A 21,063-nucleotide genomic window follows, 5' to 3' on the forward strand; every position below is an offset into this window, starting at 1 on the left:
TCCTCACGGCTGCAGGCGCCCGCTCGCGCTCGCGTCCCAGAGGCGGATGCGCACCGGCCCGGAGTTGGTGGTCGCGGTCTGGTTGTTCCACTTGGCGGGGTCGCCCTTGACCATCACTTTTCCGTCCGCGGTCAGCATGATCAGGTGCTCGTCGTGTACCACCGGGGTGGACAGGCCATGGCCACCCAGCGACGTCCCGGAGTTGGGCATCGCCGCGCCAGTGGCACTGGCGAAGGCGTAGAAGTTGCCGCTGTCCGTCGCGCTGAGCTCACAGGCGTTGGCCGCCTTGCCCACCGCGGTGGTGGTGTACACGCTGTCTCCGGCGATGGCCACACCACCCCAGACGAGCTGGCCCTCGCCCAGCTGCTGGGTCCACAGGTGGGTGGCGTCGATGCAGGTGGTGGCCGTGGGGTTGGCGTCCTCGTAGGCGAGCACGTAGCCGTGCGGGCGGGGGTTCGCCAGGTCGGCCGGCTCGTTGGAGATGTCCGGGTTGTTGGCGGTGCCCAGGTACACGCGCACCACCTTGCCGGCGGCGCCGGCCTGCAGGCGCACCGAGATGCTCGAGTAGATGCCCTGGTGGTTGGCGTCCGAGCGGCCCTCGGCCGTCAGCTTCTCCTTCACGTCCGCCAGCTCGCACACCTTGAACGTCTCGCCGAGACCGCGCTCGGGATCCACCTGGGTGGTGCTGATGCGGAAGAGCTTGCCGCCCGTCGTGGCGGCATAGAGGAGATCGTACGAGCCGTCCTCGTTGGCATCCACCGCCGCGGGCTCACCGCCCACGCCCTCGCCCTGGGCGAGGGGCACCACGCCGGCCAGACGGGACGCGGCCTTGGTGCCCGCGACCTGGACCGGCTGGCCCGTCTTCATGTCCAGCAGGTACAGCGCACCGGCGGTGCCGGCATTGGGCACGTAGTCGGTGCCCACGACGGCCACCCACTTGCGGCCGCCCTGCGCTCCGAAGTCCATCCGGACGATGGGCGTGGAGTGACGCGAGCCGCGCGTATCCGGCACCAGGTCGGCGTCCAGGTCGGCGAAGGCGTCCTCCACGGTCATCGCGGTGACGGAGGTGGGCGCATCGCTCACCCCGCTCATCGACACGGCGTCACTGGCCATGTCGAACTCCCACATGGGCTGCGGGTAGGACGGATGGGAGGGGTCGGTGATGTCCAGCGCGAACACGACGCTGAGGCTGGGGCCGGTGGGCGACACGAGCACCGTCTTGGCGCCCTCGGTGGGGCCGGGGCTGTTGCCGATGGTCCAGGCCGGCTGGGTGGAGGTGTTGCCGCCCGTGGCGACGTACGGGCCGAAGCCCAGGTCCACGTCCGCCACGGAGGGCGAGGCGTCCACCGTGGCGCGCTTGCCATTGCCCTGGCGCAGGTAGGAGTCCACGTAGTTGGGCAGCAGCTTGCGCGGCAGGTAGGCGAACAGCTCGCGCGCGTTGCCGTAGTTGCGGTTCTCGTTGCAGCCCTCGAAGTGGCCGCGCGCGTCACGCTCCACCGTGCACGGGTCGTCCTTCATGCGCAGGGCTCCGGACTGCACGCCGTGCAGGTAGCCCTGGATGGTGCCCACGTAGGCCACGGTGGAGCGCTGGCTCACCCGCGCGTCCGACAGGAAGTTGGAGGTGAACTTCGCCTGCTCGGTGCCCGTGACGCGCGTCCACCAGGGCGGGGTGGAGCCGCCGCCGATGATGGCCGGCGTGGACAGCTGGACGCCGCCCATGGGCCAGGTGCGCTTCTCGTTCGTGGAGGACGAGCCGTTGCGGCGCTCCCAGCCGTACAGCCAGTTGCGCAGCAGCGCGCGATCCTCGCTGTCGGGCGCGCCGCCGCTGTTGTCCAGGTCGCACACCCAGTGACCGCCGTTGGCCCCACCGCAGTTGGTCGACGAGAAGGCCTCGCCGCCGTTGCTGTCGAGCAGCACGTCCTTGAGCTCGGCCCGGGTGTTGTTGGGCCGCATGGTGATGAGCTTGCGCCAGCCGGTGGGCTCCTCGCTGCGCACGACCTCGCCGAGCTTGCGACCGCCGTCCCACAGCATCTCGCCGCTGGTGGCCGTCGGGGTCTCCGGCTTGTAGAGCTCCTTGAGGTAGAGGTGGCCGCGCTCGGACAGATCCAACCGGCCGTCCACCACGCGGGTGGAGGGCGGAGTCGCGGTGCTCTCGAACCAGGTGCGGCCGGGCGTCTCGTACGCCCCGTACAGGACGGTGTTGGCCACGGTGGAGACGGCCGCGCGCCCGTAGTCACCGGCCTTCATCGCCTTGTAGGACACGTTGATGTTGCGGATGGTGGGCTGGCAGGTGTCGTCCTTGCTGCGCATGATGGAGCGCCAGCACAGCTGCGAGCCGGTGAGGCTGCGCTGCAGGAAGTCCCGGATGGTCGCCGACGAGTCGCGCTGCGCGCCACTCGTCGGGGGCTCATCCAGCGGCACGTCCGTCCAGGTGGGGTACTCGTTGACCGACAGGGTGGGGTTGGTCGTGCCGCAGTTGGCCGTGCACACCTTGCAGTCGAGCGCGACCTGGTAGGTGATGCGCGGCCGATCCTCCGCGGGACGGGTCCGGCAGTGGGCCGGATTGGTGGAGCTGTAATAGGGCTCGTCCACCGCCCGGAACGTCACCTCGGTGATGGTGTAGTCCTGGGAGATGCTCGGGGACAGATCGCCCGAGACCACGGCCGAGCGCACCACGCCGCCGTTGGACTTGTGGATCATGAAGCTCACGTCGTTGAAGTCGCGGTCACCGCCGCCGGACAGGTCCTCGAAGCCGAGGATCCACCGGTACTTGTCGGTGGAGGGGGCGCCCACCAGGACGTGGGGCAGCACGCTGCGGCCGCTCGTCGTGTCGGCCTTCACGTAGGCCTTCTCGTGCGGCATGTTCAGATTGCGGTAGGCCGGCTGCGTCTGCAGGCGGTTGAGCGTGGCCTGGTCCAGCCAGCCCTCGAGCGACTCACCCGTCTGGTTGCAGGTCCCCGAACCATACGCGCATCCGATGTCGCGCTTGGCCACCACGGAGATGTTGTTGCCCGCCGCGTCACTCGCGGTGGAGGGGGCCAGGGCGTTCTGATCCATGTTCAGCAACGTCTTGGAGAAGAAGACCACCGTGGGGCTGACGAGGTGGAGCTTGCAGGCGCCTCCTGGGGTGGTGGAGTCGAAGCTCAGGCAGGGATACACCTGCGGAGACGAGCCGCCCGGAGCGTGGTTGGGGCCGCCCCAGGACACCATGTAGAAGACGATCTCCTGGTCGCCCTCGATCTCTCCCAGGTTGACCGTGCGGTCGCGCTCCTCGTTGAGGGTGTTGTCCGGAGCGGTGGCCAGGGGCCGGCCATCCTGGTCGTAGGCGGAGACGTTGTAGTCGGGGATGCCGTTGAACTGGTCCGAGGTGTCATTCGCCGGCGTCATGCTGTTGTAGACGCTGGTGTCGCCATCGTCGTCGGAGTGGAGGAAGACGAGATGACCGATGCCCCGGCCTTTTTCAGTGCTCGTGGCGCCCGACCTCTTGTTCTTGTTGTCGAGCGGCTCCAGGAGGTTGGGGATGGTGGGGTAGAGCCCCTGATCGCTGAACTGGGTGCCGGAGCGGCCAGCCGAGGGCGCCTGGCCCACGGTGGCGACCGTGATGTTCCGGCTGGTCTGGCCAGGGCGGGCGTCCTTCAGGGAGACGGTCGAGTTGTACGTCGCGTTGCAGTCCTTGGCGGCCAGCTCCGGCTCGAAGAATGTCTTCCCATTGAAGGTGAAGGTCCGCGTCGGGCAGCGGCGGGTGGTGCCGCCGATGTAGTCGCGGGTCGTGGACATCGAGTAGAGGTCCTCGTGGAAGTCCGCGATGCCGTTGTTGTCGGTGTCCGCCAGCTTGTCGTCGCTGCTGTCGCCCGGGGTGCCGTTGACGTTGATGTAACCGCGGGCGACGAGGTCTTTGTAATAGAAGTAGCCGAGCGCGGCGGAGTTGCCGGCGGACTCGTACAGGTAGCTGACGCTCACCTGCTGGGTGAAGGGGAAGTAGATGCGCTCGGTGTTGAGCACCTCGAGGTTGGTGTTCAACCGGATCGCGGGCGGGCTGTCGTTGGTGAGGGTGACGGACGTCCAGTCGAAGCCGGCCGTGGGGCTGAAGTCCGGCTGACGGTCCTGTCCCGTGGTGTCGTGGCAGAGGGCCACCATGGCCCCGCCACCACCGGTTCCACCAGTCTGGGCCGTGGCGGCCGAGGCGCACAGCAGCGCCACCATCAATGTCTTACGAGGCGCGTGCATTTCAGTTCCTCTTGGGGGGGGTCTGCGCGCCGGGGGCCGGGGTGGCCGGCGTCTGGGCGCTGCGCAGGTAGGAGATGAGGTCGCTGACGTACTGAGGCTGCAGCTGACGCGGATCGCACTGCGTGTCCGCGCGCACCTTCCAGGGGTCCTTCACCCACTTGCGTAGCTCGGTGCCGGAGTGGGTGCTCAGCCAGAGGGAGAGGTTGGCCGGGGCGGTGGCGTTCTTTCCGTCCGCACGGGCGGGCTCCGCCACGTGGCACTGCGCGCACGCTGCCTCGAAGGCCTTCTTGCCGAAATCGGCGTCGCCCGCGCTCGCCGGGAGGGCCAGCAGGAGCGGGAGGAGCAGGAAGGGTCGGTTCATCACGAGCCTCGGAATACCGGTGGGGGGGTGGGGGCGGGGGGGAACTTCAGAAGGTGGTGCCTTGGGCGATGTTGGGGGGCGACACGTCCAGCGACGAGCCCGACGTCTTGTCCGAGCCGCCGAGCTTCTGGCCGCCGTAGCCGCTGGCCGCCTGCGACGACAACCCCGCGGCCACGAGGACGCGCACCACCGACCTCGCGAGCACCACGCCGCCCTTCCCCTGCACCTCGCCCATGGACACCAGCCAGACGGACTTGTTGGTATCATCGCGGCGACCGTCGTTCGGGTTGCTTGGGTCGTCCTTGTCGTCGTCGTCGTCGTGCACGAAGACGCGGTAGAAGACCGTGGACTGCTCGGGGAAGGAGACGTAGGGGCGGCCGTTCGGATCGCGCATCTCCCGCAGGGGCGTCGCGAAGCTGGAGTCCAGCGCCTGGCCCGTGCCCGACAGCAGGCTGTAGCGGGTGAGGGGGAGCACCTCGTACCAATGGGCGCCGTTGCCCGGGAAGTCGGGCTCATTCACCGCCCCGTCCAGGCCGTTGCCGCTCGAGTAGATGTCGCCCAGCTTGGCCATCACCGCGTTGAAGTTGGTGGCGTTCGCGCTGCTGCCCAGCAACGTGGTGAGCACCTCGCGCCCTTCCGCCAGACCCGCCTCGGCGGCGAAGAAGGCCTCGCGCGCACGCCGCTCACCGCCTTGCAGCTCGCTCTCCTGGCTGACGATGCGCAAGCTCACCAGCGTGGCCGCGGTCACCACCGCCAATGTCCCGAGAGCCACCAGCAACGTCATTCCACGCGGATGTCGACGATGTAGGCGAACCTGTTTCATCCTGGGCTCTCTCCAAACGGGAATAAAACGGGATATTCGATCATCCCGTTCGTTTCCAGTATGTCAAGAACCGAATGGGTGACCAAGCCCGTAGGGCAGTTTTATTGGTAGCCGACACTTCCGCGCGGAGCCTGGAGCGGAGGGTACCCGGGTCGCCACACGACATCCGGGGTCGTCTCAAGGGGTGAGAAAAAAGAGGGCCGCCCCTCGGAGTCAGAGCATCTTGCCGGGGTTGAGGAGGCCGAGCGGATCGAGCGCGGACTTGATGGCGTGGTGGAGCCGCAGGGACTCGGGGCCGAGCTGAGCGGCGAGGAAGGGGCGCTTGAGGGCGCCGACCCCGTGCTCGCCGGTGATGGTGCCGCCCATGTCGAGCACCACGCGGAGGATGTCGTCGAAGGCCGCCTTGGCCCGCCCCACCGCGTCCGGATCGTTCCGGTCGAAGACGAGGGTGGGGTGCATGTTCCCATCGCCCGCGTGGCCGAACGTGCCGATGAGCACGCCGCGCCGCTCGGCGATGAGCTCGACCGCCGCGAGCAGCTCGGCGATGCGCGAGAGCGGCACGCCCACGTCATCGAGCAGTGTCGCCCCCTGGCGCTCGAGCGCGGGAAAGGCGAGCCGGCGCGCCACGAGCAGCAGCTCGCCCTCGGCCTCGTCGGCGGAGTGCGCGACGAAGGTGGCCCCGGCGGCCTCGCAGGCGGCCACCATCCGCGTGCACTCCGCCACGCCCTGCTCACCCCCGGCATCGGAGCGCGCCAGCAGGAGCGCCGCGGACTCGACGTCCAGACCCAGGGGCTTGAAGGACTCCACGGCGCGCACCGTGGTCCGGTCCATGAGCTCGAGCACGGAGGGGCGGGTGCTCGCCATGATCTCCGTGACGGCCGCGCCGGCCCCGACGAGCGTCGGGAACGAGGCGACGAGCGTCGTGGCCGGGGGAGGGCGCGGGCGCAGCCGCAGCGTGGCCTCGGTGACGACGCCGAGCGTGCCCTCGGAGCCGACGAAGAGCCGGGTGAGATCATATCCGGCGACGTTCTTGACCGTGCGGCCACCGGTGCGCACGACGGAGCCATCCGCGAGCACGGCCTCCAGCCCGAGCACGGCATCCCCGGTCACGCCGTACTTCACGCAGCACAGACCGCCGGCATTGGTGGCGACGTTGCCGCCGATCGTCGAGAACTCCCAGCTCGCGGGATCCGGCGCGTACCAGAGCCCGTGCTCCGCCGCGGCCGCCTTGAGCGCGCCGTTGAGCACGCCCGGCTGGACGACGGCGAGCAGGCCGCGCCGGTCGATCTCCAGGATGCGGTTCATCCGCGTGAGCGAGAGCACGATGCAGCCGTCCGTGGCGTTCGCGCCGCCCGACAACCCCGAGCCCGCTCCTCGGGCGACCACCGGCACGCGCAGGGCCGCCGCCACGCGCAGCACGGCCTGGACCTCGGCCGTCGAGGCCGGACGGACGAGGACCCCCGGGACACCCGCCGCGGCCCATCCAGCCTGGTCGTGGCGGTGCGCTTCGAGCACGTCGGGATCGGTGACGAGGCCCTCGGGGGGCAGGACGGACGCGAGCTCGCGGATCAGGTTCACGCTCATCGGCCCGTCACGCTACCACGGGGATGCTCAGGCCTCGGCGGTGATCACCCACTCGGCGAGCCCCTGGACCAGCTTCCGGGCCTGCTCGCGCGAAGGCAGCCCGGCGAGCCGGACGAACTCCTCCTGCTCGACGCTCTCCTCCACCTCGCGCTGAAGGGTGCGCAGGGCCTCGCGGCGCGCCTCCTGGATGCGCCGCCGCGCCGCCTCGTCCAGCCGGCTCAGGGCCCACGCGTCGATCTCCCAGGACAGCTCGGCGTGCCGCAGCTCGTCCGGAGCGATGCGGGCCAGGGACTGGCGCACCTCCGAGTCTCCGGCGCACCGGGCCTGCCACCCGGCGAGCAGCGCGCCGAACGTCTCGCGCACGCACCCCTCCACGGCGTTCTCCAGCGCCAGCCGCTCCAGGGCGCGCGGCTGGAAGGGCTCGACCTCCACGGTGGGCACGGGGGCTCCGTGCCGCTCGGCCAGGGTGCCCATGGCCTGCGCATGCCGCACCTCGTCCGCGGCGGCGCGGCGGGCCGCGCGCACCAGGCGGGCCGGTGCCCCGTGTGCTTCCAGCTCCCGCGCGAGCCGCTCGAAGGCGGGGACGGAGGCGGCCTCCAGGTGGGCCATGCTCGCGAACAGCGCCCCGAGCGCGGACACACGGCCGTCCACGGAGCCGTCGCTGAGCAGGCCCTCGGGACGGCGGCCCTCGCACAGGAAGGTGACGGTACACGTCACCGTCTCGGGCGTGCCGCCATCACCGCTCTGGAGGCTGCAGGGCCCCGGGGGGTTGTCCTGGGGGGCCGCGAGGACGCACAGCTGCTCGCAGGACGCGCCCGGCTCGGGCGTACCGCCATCGGCCAGTTGGAGGTCCGCGATGCGGAACGTCTGGTTGACCTTGGACGGCTCGCCCGTGCCTTCGCCCGCGGGGCCGCACGAGCTCGTGTACATGTTGCAACCGAGCAGCGGGAGGGCGGGGGCGGCGAGCAGCAACCGGGCGAGGGTACGGCGGAGCATCCTGCGGGACATGGACACCTCGAGCATTCACGACCTGCCGGCCCACAGGCGCCCGAGAGTCTGTCACATCTCGCGCCGGGGTGAAGCCCCGAAGCGAGCGCGTCGTTCGCGGGCTCAGCGCTTGAAGCGCTCCACGGTGGAGGTCTCGGTGAAGGCCCCGTTGGAGCCGCCGCCCGTCACCAGCACCTCACCGGTGTGGAGCAGCGTCGCGGCGTGGCCCCAGCGCGACTGCTGCATGGGGCTCGTCGGCAGCCACGAGTTCGTCGACGGATCGTACAGGGCCGCGTTGGCCGTGCCGTTGCCCGCCACCAGCACCTCGCCCGAGAAGAGCAGCGTCGCGGTGAGATCGCCCCCCGACACCGGGCAGGGGGGCACCGGGAGCCACGTCTCGTTGTACGGGTTGAACAGCTCCGCCGTGCCAGCGGTGTCGCCACCGACGACCAGCACGTAGCCCGAGTAGAGCTCGACCGCGACGTGGTAGGCGCGCGACTGCTGCATGGGGGGCGCCGGCGTCCAGGTGTCCGTGGCCGGGTCGTACAGCTCCGTCGAGTTGCCCGGGCCGGACCACGAGCCGCCCGTCACCAGCACCTTGCCCGAGAAGAGGACCGTGGAGGTGTGGCCCTCGCGCTTCTCGTTCATGTAGCTGGCGATGCTCCAGGAGTCCGTGGCCGGGTCGTACACCTTCGCGTCCCGCGTGACATGGATGGAGCCGTAGTTGCCGCCCGTCACCAGCACCTTGCCCGAGTCCAGCAGCACGGCGGAGTGGCCGATCCGGCCTCCCAGGGTATTGGCCGTGTTGTTCCACGTATCCGTGGCCGGGTCATACACCTCCGCGGTGTCGGGCAGCCCGGGGCCCGCCGACGAGATGTGGCGGCCACCGGCGACCAGCACCTTGCCCGACGCGAGCAGCGTCGCGGTGTGGTCGTAGCGCGACTTCTTCATGAACCCCGCGGGGCGCCAGCTGTCCGTGTACGGGTTGTAGAGCTGCCCGCGCACCACGGTGCCCGCGCTGTCGTAGCCGCCCGCCACCAGCACCTCGCCCGAGTTGAGCAGGGTGGCGGTGTGGGACTGCTCCTCGGTGAACATGGGCCTGTTGCTGCTCCAACCTCCCAGTGTGGTGAGGGCCGACTCGTGCGTCTTCAACGCGGCGTCGGAGGCCGGCGCGGGGGCCTCGGGCTGGCAACCCGTGACGAGCGAAACGACACCGGCCATCAGCAATGACAAACGAAGCGTCTTCTGCATGGACACCACTCCCTGGGGTAGGTCGCGGCCCCCACGGCCCGGGCTCGCGCGAGGGCAGACTAGAGGGAAGGCTCTGGCATGCAAGGCAATTGGTAGTACCTGGAAATTCTCGCTCTCCAGGAGTGCCCCGGCACTAAAACGGGCCCACATGCAACCCCCCGGTGACGCCTGCCTGTCCGCCCCATCCTTTGCTTGACATTCCCTCCCCCCCCGGGGTTAGTTAGTTTGCGTTCACTAACTTATCTCGGGCCGAGGAAATACCCCTCCATGAGGGGCACGGCGACGGGAGCACGGTATGCGGAAACTTCATCGACAGGGCAGGACGGGCACGGCGCCGGTGTACAAGGTGCTGGTGGCGGGTGGGCTGGTGCTGACGCTGGGCGCTGGCTGCGGAACGCGGGTGGACGCCGCGCAGAGCAAGAAGGGGCAGCAGCAGGCCTCGGCGCAGGAGTCCGCGGTGAAGGCGGACACGGTGCAGGTCGGCGAGGCGAAGGTGCCGCGCTTCCTCACGCTCACCGGCTCCCTGTCGGCGTTCGAGGACTCGGACGTGGCGGCCGGTGCCATGGGCAAGGTGGTATCCGTGCACGTCGAGCGCGGCTCGGTGGTGAAGAAGGGCGACGTGCTGGTGAAGCTCGATGGGCGCTCGGCCACGGCGAGCCTCGAGGAGGCGCGGGCCCAGCTCTCCCTGGCGAAGTCCCAGCAGCAGCTGGCCGACGCCGACTGCGCGCGCAGCGAGAGGCTCTCCAAGGAGGGCAGCATCTCCTCCGCGGATTTCGACCGCTCCCAGGCCCAATGCCGCAACGCGGCGGCCCAGGTCGCCTCCGCCACCGCGCGCCTGTCCATGCTGGAGATCAGCATGACGGATACCACCATCCGCGCCCCCTTCGATGGGGTGGTGTCCGAGCGCGTGGTGTCCGTGGGTGAGTACGTCCGGCAGGACTCGAAGGTGGTGACGCTGGTGGCGTTGGATCCGCTGCGGCTGTCGCTCACCGTGCCGGAGTCCTCGGCGGCCTTCATCCAGAAGGATCAGTCGGTGGAGTTCACCCTGACGGCGGCGCCCAACGTGGTGCACAAGACGAAGGTGTCCTTCGTGGGCGCGGGCCTGCGCAACGGCACCCGGGACCTGGTGGTGGAGGCGCTCGTGCCCAACAAGGACCGCGCGCTGCTGCCGGGCCAGTTCGCCACCGCGAAGGTGCAGCTGGGCGAGCAGCAGTTGCCGGTGGTGCCGCGCTCGGCGGTGCTGGAGGACGGCGCGCGCCGCAAGCTCTTCGTGGTGAGCGACGGGCGGCTGGAGGAGCGCTTCGTCCAGGTGAGCGAGTCCTCCTCGGATTCGCTGGGTGTGATGGCGGGCGTGCGCGTGGGCGAGCGCGTGGTGGCGGTGGCGCGGGAAGACCTGCGCGACGGCCAGAAGCTGCAGTAGGCGAGGACACCTCTCATGCAATGGCTAGCCAGTATCTGTGTCCGTAAGCCCGTCTTCGCGACGGTGCTCATCCTGCTGATCTGCGTGCTCGGCATCGCCGGGTACGTGAAGCTCACCGTCGACCGCTTCCCCAAGCTCGACTTCCCCACCGTGGTGGTGATCACGCGCCTGCCCGGCTCCTCTCCCGAGGAGATGGAGACGGACGTCACCGAGAAGGTCGAGGAGGCGGTCAATACCATCTCCGGCATCGACGAGATGTCCTCCATCACCGCGGAGGGCGTCAGCCAGGTCATCGTCACGTTCGTTCTGGAGAAGAACGTGGACGTGGCCGTGCAGGAGGTGCGCGACCGCATCAACCAGATCACCTACGAGCTGCCGCGCGACGTGGAGACGCCGCTGGTGCAGAAGTTCGATCCGGACGCCGTGCCGGTCATCATCCTGGCGGTCCAGGGTGAGAAGCCCGTGCGCGAGCTCACCGAGTACGCGGACCGCGTGCTGCGCCGCCGGCTGGAGACGGTGCCGGGCGTGGGCCAGGTGTCGCTCATCGGTGGCCGCAAGCGCCAGGTGAACGTGTGGATGGACCCGGTGAAGATGCGCGCGGCGGGCGTGAGCTCGGCGGACGTGCAGCGGGCGCTGTCCGGGCAGAACATGTCGATGCCGGGCGGAAGCATCGAGACGGGTCCGGAGCGCCTCACCCTGCGTCTGCGCGGGCGCGTCTCCAGCGTGGAGGAGCTGGGCCAGCTCGTGCTGCGCGAGAGCAACGGCCACATCCTGCGCGTGCAGGACGTGGCCCGGGTCGAGGACGGCCAGGTGGAGGCGGACACGGCGGCCGTGCGTGATGGCAAGCCGGCGGTGCTCCTGTCCATCCGCAAGCAGTCCGGTGAGAACACCGTGGCCCTGGTGCAGGAGGTGCGCCGCCGCGTGGGTGAGCTCAGCCAGACGCTGCCGGCGGGCTACTCGCTGGAAGTGGTGCGCGATAACTCGGAGACCACCATCACCAGCGTGAACGCGGTGAAGGAGCACCTGCTGCTGGGCGGCGTCTTCGCCGCGCTGGTGGTGCTGCTGTTCCTGGGCAGCTGGCGCAGCACCCTCATCGCCGCGCTCGCCATTCCCACCTCCATCATCGGCACCTTCGCGCTGATGAACGCGGCGGGGCTCAACCTCAACACCATCAGCCTGCTGGCGCTCGCGCTGGCGGTGGGCATCGTCATCGACGACGCCATCGTGGTGCTGGAGAACATCCACCGCTTCATCCACGAGAAGAAGCTCAAGCCCTTCCCGGCGGCCATCCTGGCCACGAAGGAGATCGGCCTCGCGGTGCTCGCGACCACGCTGTCGCTCATCGCGGTGTTCCTCCCGGTGGCCTTCATGGGAGGCATCCCCGGCCGCTTCCTGAGCAGCTTCGGCTGGACGATGGCCTTCTCCATCGCCGTGTCGCTGCTGGTGTCCTTCACGCTCACGCCCATGCTGTGCGCGCGCTGGCTGGTGGGGGGCTCCGCGGCTCCTGATCACGGCCACCACCGCAAGCCGCTGCTCGAGCGCGTCACCGACGTGGTCTACATGCCCCTCGAGCGCGCCTACGAGCGCGCCCTGCGCTGGGTGATGGCGCACCGCTGGGTGATGGTGGTGGCGTCGGTGGTCACGCTCGGCTCCTGCATGCCCCTCATGAAGGCGGTGCCCACGGGCTTCCTCCCCAAGAGCGACGAGGCCCAGTACCAGGTGACCATCCGCATGCCGGAGGGCACCAGCCTGGACTCCACCCTCCTGGTGTCCGAACGCGTGGCGCGGGAGATCCGCGAGAAGATGCCCGAGTTGACGCGCTCCACGCTCGTCACCATCGGCGACAGCGCGGACAAGACCCCCAACGTGGCCGGCATCTTCGTGAGGATCGTCGACCCGGATCAGCGCCAGGAGACCCAGGACGACATCATGAACCGGGTGCGCCAGGAGATCACCTCCAAGCTGCCCAAGCAGTACCGGGTGAGCGTGTCCAACGCGCCCCTCTTCAGCGGCGCCGGCACGCAGGCCGCGGTCCAGTACGTGGTGACGGGCCCCGACTTCGACGAGCTGGGCAAGCAGGCCAGCGTGCTGCTGGAGAAGATGAAGCAGATCCCCGGCGTGGTGGACGCGGACAGCAACCTCATCGTCGGCAAGCCCGAGGTGAGCGCGTACATCGACCGCTCGCGTGCCGCGGACCTGGGCGTGCAGGTGCCCGACGTGGCCAGCACCCTGCAGATGCTGGTGGGCGGCTTCGACGTGTCCACCTACGTGGAGAACGGCAACCTGTACGACGTGCGCCTGCGCGCCGAGCCGGGCTCGCGCGACAGCGTGGAGGCGCTCGGGCAGGTGACCGTGCCCTCCATGCGGCTGGGCGCCGTGCCCCTGACGGACGTGGTGAAGCTGCAGCACGAGGAGGGTCCCTCGCAGATCAACCGCATGAACCGCCAGCGGCAGATCATGCTCTCGGCCAACACCGCGCCGGGCGTGAGCACGGGTACGGTCGTGGAGCAGTTCAACAAGGTCATCGAGGAGACGAAGCTGCCGGCCGGCTACGTGGCCAAGCCCGCGGGTCAGTCCCGCGAGATCGCCCGCACGGCCATCAACTTCCTCATGGCCTTCGCGCTGGCCTTCATCTTCATGTACCTGATCCTCGCCGCGCAGTTCGAGTCGTGGATCCACCCCATCACCATCCTCGTCTCCCTGCCGCTCACCGTGCCCTTCGCGCTGGTGTCGCTGCTCATCTTCAGGCAGTCGCTCGACCTGTACTCGATGCTCGGCCTGCTGGTGCTCTTCGGCGTGGTGAAGAAGAACTCGATTCTGCAGATCGACCACACCAACCAGCTGCGGCGCGAGGGTCTGCCCCGGCTGGAGGCCATCGTCCACGGAAGCAAGGACCGGTTGCGCCCCATCCTCATGACCACCCTGTCCTTCGTGGCGGGCATGATTCCCCTGCTGCTGTCCAAGGGCGTGGGCGCGAGCTTCAACCAGGCCACCGCGGGCGTGGTGGTGGGTGGTCAGACGCTGTCGCTGGTGCTCACGCTGTTGATGACGCCGGTGGTTTACTCGCTGTTCGATGACGCCTCGGCATGGTTCAGCCGCAAGTTCGGCTCCAAGCGCTCGCCCGAGGAGACGGGCGAGGCCGAGGTAGCCCGGGCCTACGGCGGTGGTCACCTGACCGAGCTGCGGCCCTCGAATGATCAGGAGGCGGCATGATTGCCCTGCTCGCACTGACACTGACCGTGAGCGCCGCGACGCCGGTGCTCACCCTGGATGAGGCGCTCCAAGCCGCGCGCGACAACAACCTGGACCTGCAGGTGGCGCGCGCCCGGCTGGAGCAATCGAGGCTCCTGTCCAACCGGGCGTGGGCGGCCTACCTGCCCACGGTCTCCGTGGGCGGCAGCTACACCCGTAACTCCAACGAGGCGGTGGTGGCGTTGCCCGGTGGGCCGGAGATCGTCATCCAGCCGTACGACCAGTTCGCCGCCCAGGCGGAAATCCGGCAGGCGATCCTCGCGCCGTCCCTGATTCCCGCCATCCGCAACGCGGGCATCGCCGAGGACGTGGCGGAGCTGAACACGGAGAACGCGCGGCGGGAGATCCTCTTCGCCGTGGCCCAGGCCTACTTCGGGGCCGCGAGCTACCAGGAGGCCATCCGCGCCGCGGAGTTCCTGCTGCAGGTCAACCAGGCGCGCGAGCAGGACACGCAGAAGCGCTTCGACGCGGGCACGGTGACGCGGGTGGCGCTCCTCCGGGCGCAGCTCGACCGGGCGCGCGCCGAGCAGGACCTGGTGCGGGCCCGCAACGCCTTCGCCTCCTCGCGGCTGGCGCTCGCCACGCTCATCCAGCGCAACGCGGACTTCTCGCTGCAGTTGCCGCCGGTGCCACAGGTGCCGGCCGAGAGCGACGAGGAGCTCATCAAGCAGGGTCTGGAGCAGCGGCCGGACGTGGCCGCCGCGCGGCGCAACCTGGATCTGGCCATGGGCCGCCGCACGGGCGTGTGGTTCTCGTACGCTCCCTCGGTGGGGTTCTCGGGTGTCTACCGCCTCAGCAACGCGGCGGGCTTCACGGGGCAGAACGACTCGTGGGCGTTGACGCTCAGCGCGCAGTGGACGCTGTGGGACGGCGGCATCCGGGAGATCAACCTGCGCGAGGAGTCCGCCCGCGTGGCGGAGGCCTCGGCGCAGCAGAAGCAGGCGGAGGCGCGCACGGTGGAAGAGGTGTCGCGCGCCCGGCTGGACTACGAGAACGCCAAGGCCAACCTGTCCAAGGCCGAGGAGGCCCTGGCGCTGGCGCGTGAGACGCAGCGTCTCACGGAGATCAGCTTCAAGGCCGGTGTGGCCACCTACCTGGAGGTCGCGGACGCCAACTCGGCGCTGACGAACGCCGAGGTGGGTGCCATCTCCGAGCGCCTGCAGACGTCGCTGTCGGCCCTGCGCCTGCTCCGGGCCGCCGGGCTCTTCATGAAGGAGTAGGGGGCCGACAGGCCCTCGGTCCGGGCCCCGCTCCTGGCGGGCGGGGTCCTCAGTCCCACGTCATGTGGTACTCGGTGTCGAGCGGACCGATGGGGTGGGCGGTGATCTTGAAGCCCTTCACCTTGGCGGCCTCGAACGTGCCCTGCATGCCGCCTTCCGTATAGGCGCGGGGCATGAAGTCTCGCTTGTAGGTGAGCACGGCGCTCCGGGGCCCCGTCAGGTGCGTGGAGACCTCCGCGCTCTTCCACGTGGTGTGGAACGCCGAGGGCATGGTGTCGAGCAGCCGGGCCGGCCCTCCCCGCGACAGCAGCAGCACGGCCCTTCCCGCCGTGGACGAGTAGAAGCTCATGGCGGACTGATAGCCCATCTGCCACAGCGCCTTCTCGGTGCTCCCGTACTTCTTCGCCAGGAGCTCCGCCGCCGTGTAGGTCATCTCGATGAGCGAGCGGAAGGGGTAGTTGAAGTAGTCCATGAAGCGCCCCTCGTGCGCGACCTCGAGGCAGCGCTCGACCGCGTGCTCGTCACCCAGCTGCCGCACCACCTCCAGCACGCTGTTGAACACGACGCCCCGGATGCTCTCCGCAGGGTCGATGAGGGACAGGCGCCACTCCAGCTCTTCCCGCGAGCCGGGGGACATGGTTGGGCTGCTGAGACTCCGGCTTTCCATGTGCGTCACCGTTCCGCCTGAAGGGCCCGGCTGGGCAGGCCTTCAGAGGGGCCCGAAGGCCCGAGAGTGAGAGACCACTCCCCCCTCGACGAGACTACTCCGTTGGACCGTGGGACTGTAAGAGGGGTCTCTGGGAAGGTGGTGGAGACGTCCTCTCCCAGGCACTTCCGCCTCTCATGGCTGGTTGCTGTGTAGGGCGTTTTACTGAGCGCGTGGATCAGTGGCCGCACGCCCTGTGATGATTTCCTCGATCCTCGCGTATTGGCGCGCCAGGCGCGCGTAGTCACCGGGGCGGATGTCGCGTTGGTCCAGGGTGCGGCTCAGGTCTTCCCGGACGGCCAGGTAGTCCGCGGCGGGAAGTCCGCAGGTGTGCTCCAGGGCGCGTGCCGCCTCGTCCTCCGGCAGCGTGAGGGGAATGCCCAGCCGCTCGTGCATCCGCCGCCGGAGCTGCCGGGCCAGCTCCGGTACCAGCTCGCGCTCCACCTTCGAGCGCCGGGCGAGCCAGCCCAGGGACCGCACGTACTCCAGCGCCGAGCGGTGCTTCTCCACCACGAGCGGCCGGGGTGGACCGAAGCGCGTCCCGCGCGATACCGCGTAGAGCAGCCCCACGACCAGGCCCTGCGCCACGAACACCCAGAGGGCGCGGGCCGACGGCGGCTCCGGCCTGGGCCCCACGCCGTGGTGGTACTCGTCGAACGCGATCGGCCCTCGCGCCGCCAGCGCGTCCCAGAAGCGCAGGTTGTCCAGCAGCTCCAGCCGCCGGTTCTCCGCCAGGTCCACCCCCGCCAGCACGTACACCTCGCCGAGGCCCACCGGCACCCGCCACACCACCGCCGCGCCCTTCGTCCCCGCCAGGGGCACCGCCTCCGGCCGCTCCACCACGAGGCCGCGATCCAGCGACACCCGGAAGCGCTCCAGGCCTCGCGCCGCGCCCACCGGCACCCAGACGCGCGCCGTCGTCCCCGTGAGATCCTTCTCCCCCTCGGGGAGTCCCTCGGAGCTCGGTGACAGCATCGGGCCCGAGGAGACCTGGAGCCAGTCGTCCAGGTGCGGCTGCTTGCCCTTCGACTCCCTCGACACGAGGTAGACGAGCGTCCCGCCCCCGGAGACCCACGCGCGAAGGGCCTCGGCCTCCGTCTCCGACACGGCTCGCCCCGCGGGCGCCGCCACCACCAGCGTGCGCACGCTCGAGGGAGGTCCCGCTTCGCCAAACGCCTCCCGAGGCGCCGAGACCTGCGCGCCCGACTCCTGGAGGTACAGGTACAGCGCTCGCAGGCCCTGGGGCCCCGGGTTGTCCACCGAGGGCACCGTCGAGCGGGGCGGCGTCTGGTTCACCGCGAGCCCCAGCGCCAGCGCGAGCGCCACCAGCACGCCGTAGATGGCCGCCGTCCTCAGCCCCTTCATGCCACGGCTCCCGCCAGCTCGCGGTGGAGCCGCTCCACCTGATCCACGAAGAGCGCGGCGTCCTCCGCGGGCACCGGCTCCAGCGAGTAGAAGGCCCGGTCGTACCAGCGCACCAGCCGCTCCACCTCACGCGTGAGCTGCGTGGATGCCCCCCGCCCAGGCAGCTCGCCCACCAGCTCGCGGTTCGTCCTCACGCGATCCGGCCGGGCCAGCCGCTTCGCCTCGAGGGAGGACAGCAGCGCCAGCAGTGCCTCCCGGATGGCCTCGCGTGGCTGTCCCGCCAGCGCCTTCCGGGCCCGCGTCAGGTGCTCACCGGGGGAGTCGAGCACCAGCGCCGTCGCCGGGCCCGTGCCCGCCTCCTCCCTTCGCCGGGAGGGGCCCCGCCTCCAGTGGCGCAAGCGCAGCAGCGCGAAGAGCACCACCGCGAACCCCAGCACCAGCACCGCCGTCCGCGTGCCCGTCGCGAAGCTCTGCGCCTCGCTCGTTTGCAACAGGTCCTCCAGCCACGCTCTCACCGTGCGCACCAGCCGTTGGAGCAGATCCCCCTGGCGATCCCGTGCCAGGGCGAACTCGGGCCGCGAGAGGATCTCCCGCAGCCGGGCCTGATCCGAGTGGGGTGGGGGGCTCTCCGTGCTCGCGGGGGCCTCGAGCTGAGCGCAGACGCCCTGGAGACGGCGGGCCGCCGTCCGGGCGCGCTCCTCGGGCGTGTGGTCGTCCGGCGAGCGCAGCGTCAGTCCTCCCCAGCGCTGCTCCAGGGACTCGAGCCGTGCGTCCACTGACTCCGGCGCTCGCGTGGCCAGCTCCACGAGCTGCCGCGCTTCCCGTTCATGTCCCTCGCAGGGCACGGCCGCGAGCCACAGCAGCACCCACCCGGACATCAACGCGCCTCCAGGCGCCGCTCGAGGTCCAACCCCTCCCGGCGCACGCGCATGTCCAGATAGAACAGGGCGTAGAAGACGAGCGCCAGCGGGCTGAACACGGCCTGTCCCACCACCTGGAGCAGCTCGGCGGGGACGAGGAGGGTCTGGGGCACCGGGTTGGCCGCCACGGACGCCGGATCGAGCGGATTGCGGTAGGAGAACTGGACGATCAGCGCGGGCAGGCCGGACAGCAGGCTCACCGCGAGCAGGATGACCGACACCACGGTGACGAGGATCATCGCCCGCACCGTCACGCGCCCGAGGAAGCCCGGCTCCACCCGCCCCGACAGCAGCAGGCCCGAGCGCCGGAAGGCGCTCATCGCCGACAGGTCCTCCATGGCCACCACCGGGGCCAGCAGCGAGAAGCGCAGCAGGTACCAGAGGATGCCGCCCGCCAGGCCGAGCAGCACCAGGATCAGCCCCACCCCCATCACAACACCGCCGGCAAGCCGGCCGCCCGGGCCGTCCGACAGCGCCAGCAGGCCCGCGCCCGCCCCGGTCAACAGCCCTCCGGGGAGCGCCATCAGCAGGTTGGCTCCCACCGCCCACAGGAGCGAGAGCACGAACGCGCCGGTGAGCGTCCCGAGCCGATTCAGCCCGCGTCGCAAGCCCTCCACCGGGCTCACCGTCTCGCCGAGCAGCGTGGGCACCACGTACCGGGACACCACCAGGGTGGACATCCAGTACAGCCAGAAGGTCACCACCAGGGTCCCGGTCAGCACTCCGAAGAACCGGCCGTACTCGCCCAGCACCGTGGCGGGATCTCCCCGGCCCACCGCCGCTTCCTGGAAGACCTTGAGGCTGCGCTGCATCGCCAGCTGCATGGCCTTCGTGACGATGTAGGTCACCAGGTTGAAGCCGAGGCTCAGCAGGAACAGGGTCTTGAGGTGCTTGCGCCAGAACGTGGCCGAGCGGTCGATGATCTCACCGAGCGCCAGGGGGCGCAGCTCCGAGAGGGGATGGCTCACGGGCCGCAGCATACTTGCGCCACGGACGGGTGGGGGGAAGACGCTCACCTGACCTCCGGTCGCGGAGATTCACCGGATATTCCTGGAATCCAGCCCACTCCAAGCAGGCAGGCCGCCGGGCGCACTCCCACCGGCGCGGTCCCCCTGTATCGCTTTTTCGTTCCGACAAGCGCTGTGCACCCGCGGGTGGAGCCTCCAGTTTCCTGCCACACGCCGGGGAGGTTTCTTCCTCGGTGAGCGATGAAAGGAGCAGCACATGCGGAAGCTCATGATGGCGGTGGTGGCGGTGTCGGGGCTGGGGCTGATGGCGGGCTGCAAGAGCAACAACGTCGAGGAGAAGCGTGAGGACGTGGCCGAGGCCCGTCAGGACGTGGCTCAGGAGCAGCAGAGCGCGCAGCAGGAGGTCGCCGAGGCCCGCCAGGACGCGCAGAAGGACGTGCTGGATGCCCAGAAGGACCTGACCGAGGAGCAGCGCGAGCTGGCCGCGGCCGAGAACCAGCAGCTGAACGACGCTGCCCGGACCGACGACGCCACGGGCGGCAGCGGCATGGCCAACGTCAAGACCGAGGAGGTGGAGGGCACCATCCAGTCCACGTCCGGCAACACCCTCAAGCTGATCGTCCCGGACAAGAACAACCAGGTCATGCAGTTCCAGGCGAACTCGCAGGTCCGGGTGATGAAGGACGACAAGCCGGTGGCCCTCAAGGACCTGAAGGCGGGTGACGAGGTCCGCGCCTCCTACCAGCTGGACTCGAGCGGCAAGATGATCCTCCAGAGCATCGAGGTGGAGAAGATGAGCGCCCAGCACCCGGGCCAGAAGAAGGAATAACCTCCTCGTCACGGAGCAGACGCGGCCTCCGCCCTCGGGCGGGGGCCGCCGTCGTTCCGGGATGCTTGTGGTGGGATGCCGGAGCGCCGAGACTGCCACCATGGACACGAGCAAGGTGCTGGAGCTCCACCAACGCTGGTGCATCGCGGACGGGCACGCGGACTCGTTGATGTGGAACCGCGACCTGTGCGAGCGCTCCTCCGAGGGTCACGTGGATTTCCCCCGCCTGCGCGAGGTGGGGATGAAGCTGCAGTGCTTCACCATCGTCACCCGCGGCTTTCCCTTCATCGGAGGCTTCGAGGCCTTCGCCATCTGGCGGGGCTGGCCTCGCGAGGCCCGCGAGAGCGAGTGGTCTCGCGCCCTCTGGCAGATCGACCGGCTGGCCGACTTCTGCCGCCGCTCCGAGGGACAGGTGGGCATCACCACCTCGGGACGGGCGCTGGAGGAGCACCTCGCCCAGGGCCGGTTGTCGGCCGTGCTCGGCATCGAGGGGGCTCACGCCATCGAGGGGCAGGTGGAGCGCGTGGCCGAGCTGCACCGGCGGGGCGTACGCTTCATGGGCCTCACCCACCTGTCCAACAACGAGGCGGGTGGCTCCTCGTTCCCGTTGATGGGCAACCGGCCGCTGTCGCCCCTGGGCCACTCGGTGCTGGAGGAGATGGTCCGCACGGGCATGAGCGTGGACGTGGCCCATGCCTCCGAGCGGACGCTGGAGGACATCCTGGCCCACCCCAAGGCGCGCGTCTTCTCCTCACACACGGGAGTGCGTGGAGCGGGTGGTGGCTGGCGCAACCTCTCCGACGAGGTGCTGCGCCGCATCGCCGAGCGGGGCGGCGTGGTGGGCATCATCCTGGCGCCCGTGTACCTGGGCGGGGACGCCATCGACGACGTCGTGCGGCACATCGAGCATGCCCTGGGAGTGATGGGGGAGGAGGGGGTGGGTATCGGCTCGGACTACGACGGCATGGTGGCCCTGCCCAAGGGCATCCGGGACGTGACGGACCTGCCCAAGCTCACCGAGGCCCTGCTGCGCCGCCACCCGGAGGCGCTCGTGGAGCGAATCCTCGGGGGCAACTTCCGGAGGTACTTCCGCGAGACGCTCGGGGAGTGACTTGGGTTGACCGGGCTCGCGGCGCCTGGAATCGTCCGG

The 21,063-nt window shown here is 69.8% G+C and carries 15 protein-coding genes; 5 read left to right on the plus strand and 10 right to left on the minus strand.

What is annotated here, in order from left to right; genetic code table 11:
- Positions 1-3 precede the first annotated feature (3 nt).
- The 6 genes from JRI60_RS22350 to JRI60_RS22375 all read right to left on the minus strand — a co-directional run bounded on the left by JRI60_RS22350 (position 4) and on the right by JRI60_RS22375 (position 9,233).
- On the minus strand, positions 4-4,227 hold the full coding sequence (locus JRI60_RS22350) for a DUF4114 domain-containing protein (protein WP_204227860.1): 4,224 nt from the start codon (positions 4,225-4,227) through the stop codon (positions 4-6).
- Between the two features lies 1 nt (position 4,228).
- The gene (locus tag JRI60_RS22355; RefSeq protein WP_204227861.1) at positions 4,229-4,588 is read right to left on the minus strand and encodes a c-type cytochrome; all 360 of its coding nucleotides are present in this window, start codon (positions 4,586-4,588) and stop codon (positions 4,229-4,231) included.
- A 46-nt stretch (positions 4,589-4,634) separates the two neighbouring features.
- Positions 4,635-5,372 carry a hypothetical protein gene (locus JRI60_RS22360; RefSeq protein ID WP_204227862.1) on the minus strand — a complete coding sequence of 246 codons (738 nt, stop codon included), beginning with the start codon at positions 5,370-5,372 and terminating at the stop codon, positions 4,635-4,637.
- 252 nt (positions 5,373-5,624) lie between these two features.
- Positions 5,625-6,995, minus strand: a complete 1,371-nt coding sequence (locus JRI60_RS22365) for an FAD-binding oxidoreductase (RefSeq protein WP_204227863.1) — start codon at positions 6,993-6,995, stop codon at positions 5,625-5,627.
- A 27-nt stretch (positions 6,996-7,022) separates the two neighbouring features.
- Positions 7,023-7,991 carry a hypothetical protein gene (locus tag JRI60_RS22370; RefSeq protein WP_204227864.1) on the minus strand — a complete coding sequence of 323 codons (969 nt, stop codon included), beginning with the start codon at positions 7,989-7,991 and terminating at the stop codon, positions 7,023-7,025.
- 114 nt (positions 7,992-8,105) lie between these two features.
- Positions 8,106-9,233: a Kelch repeat-containing protein gene (locus tag JRI60_RS22375; protein ID WP_204227865.1), complete on the minus strand. Its 1,128-nt coding sequence runs from the start codon at positions 9,231-9,233 to the stop codon at positions 8,106-8,108.
- A gap of 295 nt (positions 9,234-9,528) precedes the next feature.
- Here JRI60_RS22375 and JRI60_RS22380 point away from each other — a divergent pair, with 295 nt between their 5' ends.
- From JRI60_RS22380 to JRI60_RS22390, 3 genes are read left to right on the plus strand one after another with little or no spacing between them, the layout of a single operon-like run.
- Complete coding sequence (locus JRI60_RS22380) at positions 9,529-10,653, plus strand: efflux RND transporter periplasmic adaptor subunit (protein ID WP_204227866.1); 1,125 nt, start codon at positions 9,529-9,531, stop codon at positions 10,651-10,653.
- Between the two features lie 15 nt (positions 10,654-10,668).
- Positions 10,669-13,866: an efflux RND transporter permease subunit gene (locus tag JRI60_RS22385; RefSeq protein ID WP_204227867.1), complete on the plus strand. Its 3,198-nt coding sequence runs from the start codon at positions 10,669-10,671 to the stop codon at positions 13,864-13,866.
- A complete protein-coding gene (locus JRI60_RS22390; RefSeq protein WP_204227868.1) occupies positions 13,863-15,125 on the plus strand; it encodes a TolC family protein in 1,263 nt (420 codons plus the stop codon). The genes JRI60_RS22385 and JRI60_RS22390 overlap by 4 nt, the downstream gene beginning before the upstream one ends.
- Before the next feature lie 49 nt (positions 15,126-15,174).
- On the opposite strand, the gene JRI60_RS22395 is transcribed toward JRI60_RS22390, so the two are convergent.
- The 4 genes from JRI60_RS22395 to JRI60_RS22410 all read right to left on the minus strand — a co-directional run bounded on the left by JRI60_RS22395 (position 15,175) and on the right by JRI60_RS22410 (position 19,084).
- Positions 15,175-15,762 carry a TIGR02265 family protein gene (locus JRI60_RS22395; protein WP_204227869.1) on the minus strand — a complete coding sequence of 196 codons (588 nt, stop codon included), beginning with the start codon at positions 15,760-15,762 and terminating at the stop codon, positions 15,175-15,177.
- A gap of 231 nt (positions 15,763-15,993) precedes the next feature.
- Entirely contained in the window at positions 15,994-17,196 is a 1,203-nt protein-coding gene (locus JRI60_RS22400; protein WP_204227870.1) for a DUF4350 domain-containing protein, read from the minus strand.
- Positions 17,193-18,074: a DUF4129 domain-containing protein gene (locus tag JRI60_RS22405; protein ID WP_204227871.1), complete on the minus strand. Its 882-nt coding sequence runs from the start codon at positions 18,072-18,074 to the stop codon at positions 17,193-17,195. Before JRI60_RS22405 ends, JRI60_RS22400 begins: the two co-directional genes overlap by 4 nt.
- Positions 18,074-19,084, minus strand: a complete 1,011-nt coding sequence (locus JRI60_RS22410; protein ID WP_343213418.1) for a hypothetical protein — start codon at positions 19,082-19,084, stop codon at positions 18,074-18,076. The genes JRI60_RS22405 and JRI60_RS22410 overlap by 1 nt, the downstream gene beginning before the upstream one ends.
- 256 nt (positions 19,085-19,340) lie before the next feature.
- Between JRI60_RS22410 and JRI60_RS22415 the strand changes: the two genes are divergently transcribed.
- Positions 19,341-19,913 carry a hypothetical protein gene (locus JRI60_RS22415; protein ID WP_204227873.1) on the plus strand — a complete coding sequence of 191 codons (573 nt, stop codon included), beginning with the start codon at positions 19,341-19,343 and terminating at the stop codon, positions 19,911-19,913.
- A gap of 100 nt (positions 19,914-20,013) precedes the next feature.
- Complete coding sequence (locus tag JRI60_RS22420) at positions 20,014-21,024, plus strand: dipeptidase (RefSeq protein ID WP_204227874.1); 1,011 nt, start codon at positions 20,014-20,016, stop codon at positions 21,022-21,024.
- Positions 21,025-21,063: the final 39 nt, after the last annotated feature.

The sequence above is a fragment of the Archangium violaceum genome, assembly GCF_016887565.1.
In the GTDB taxonomy this organism is placed as follows: domain Bacteria; phylum Myxococcota; class Myxococcia; order Myxococcales; family Myxococcaceae; genus Archangium; species Archangium violaceum_B.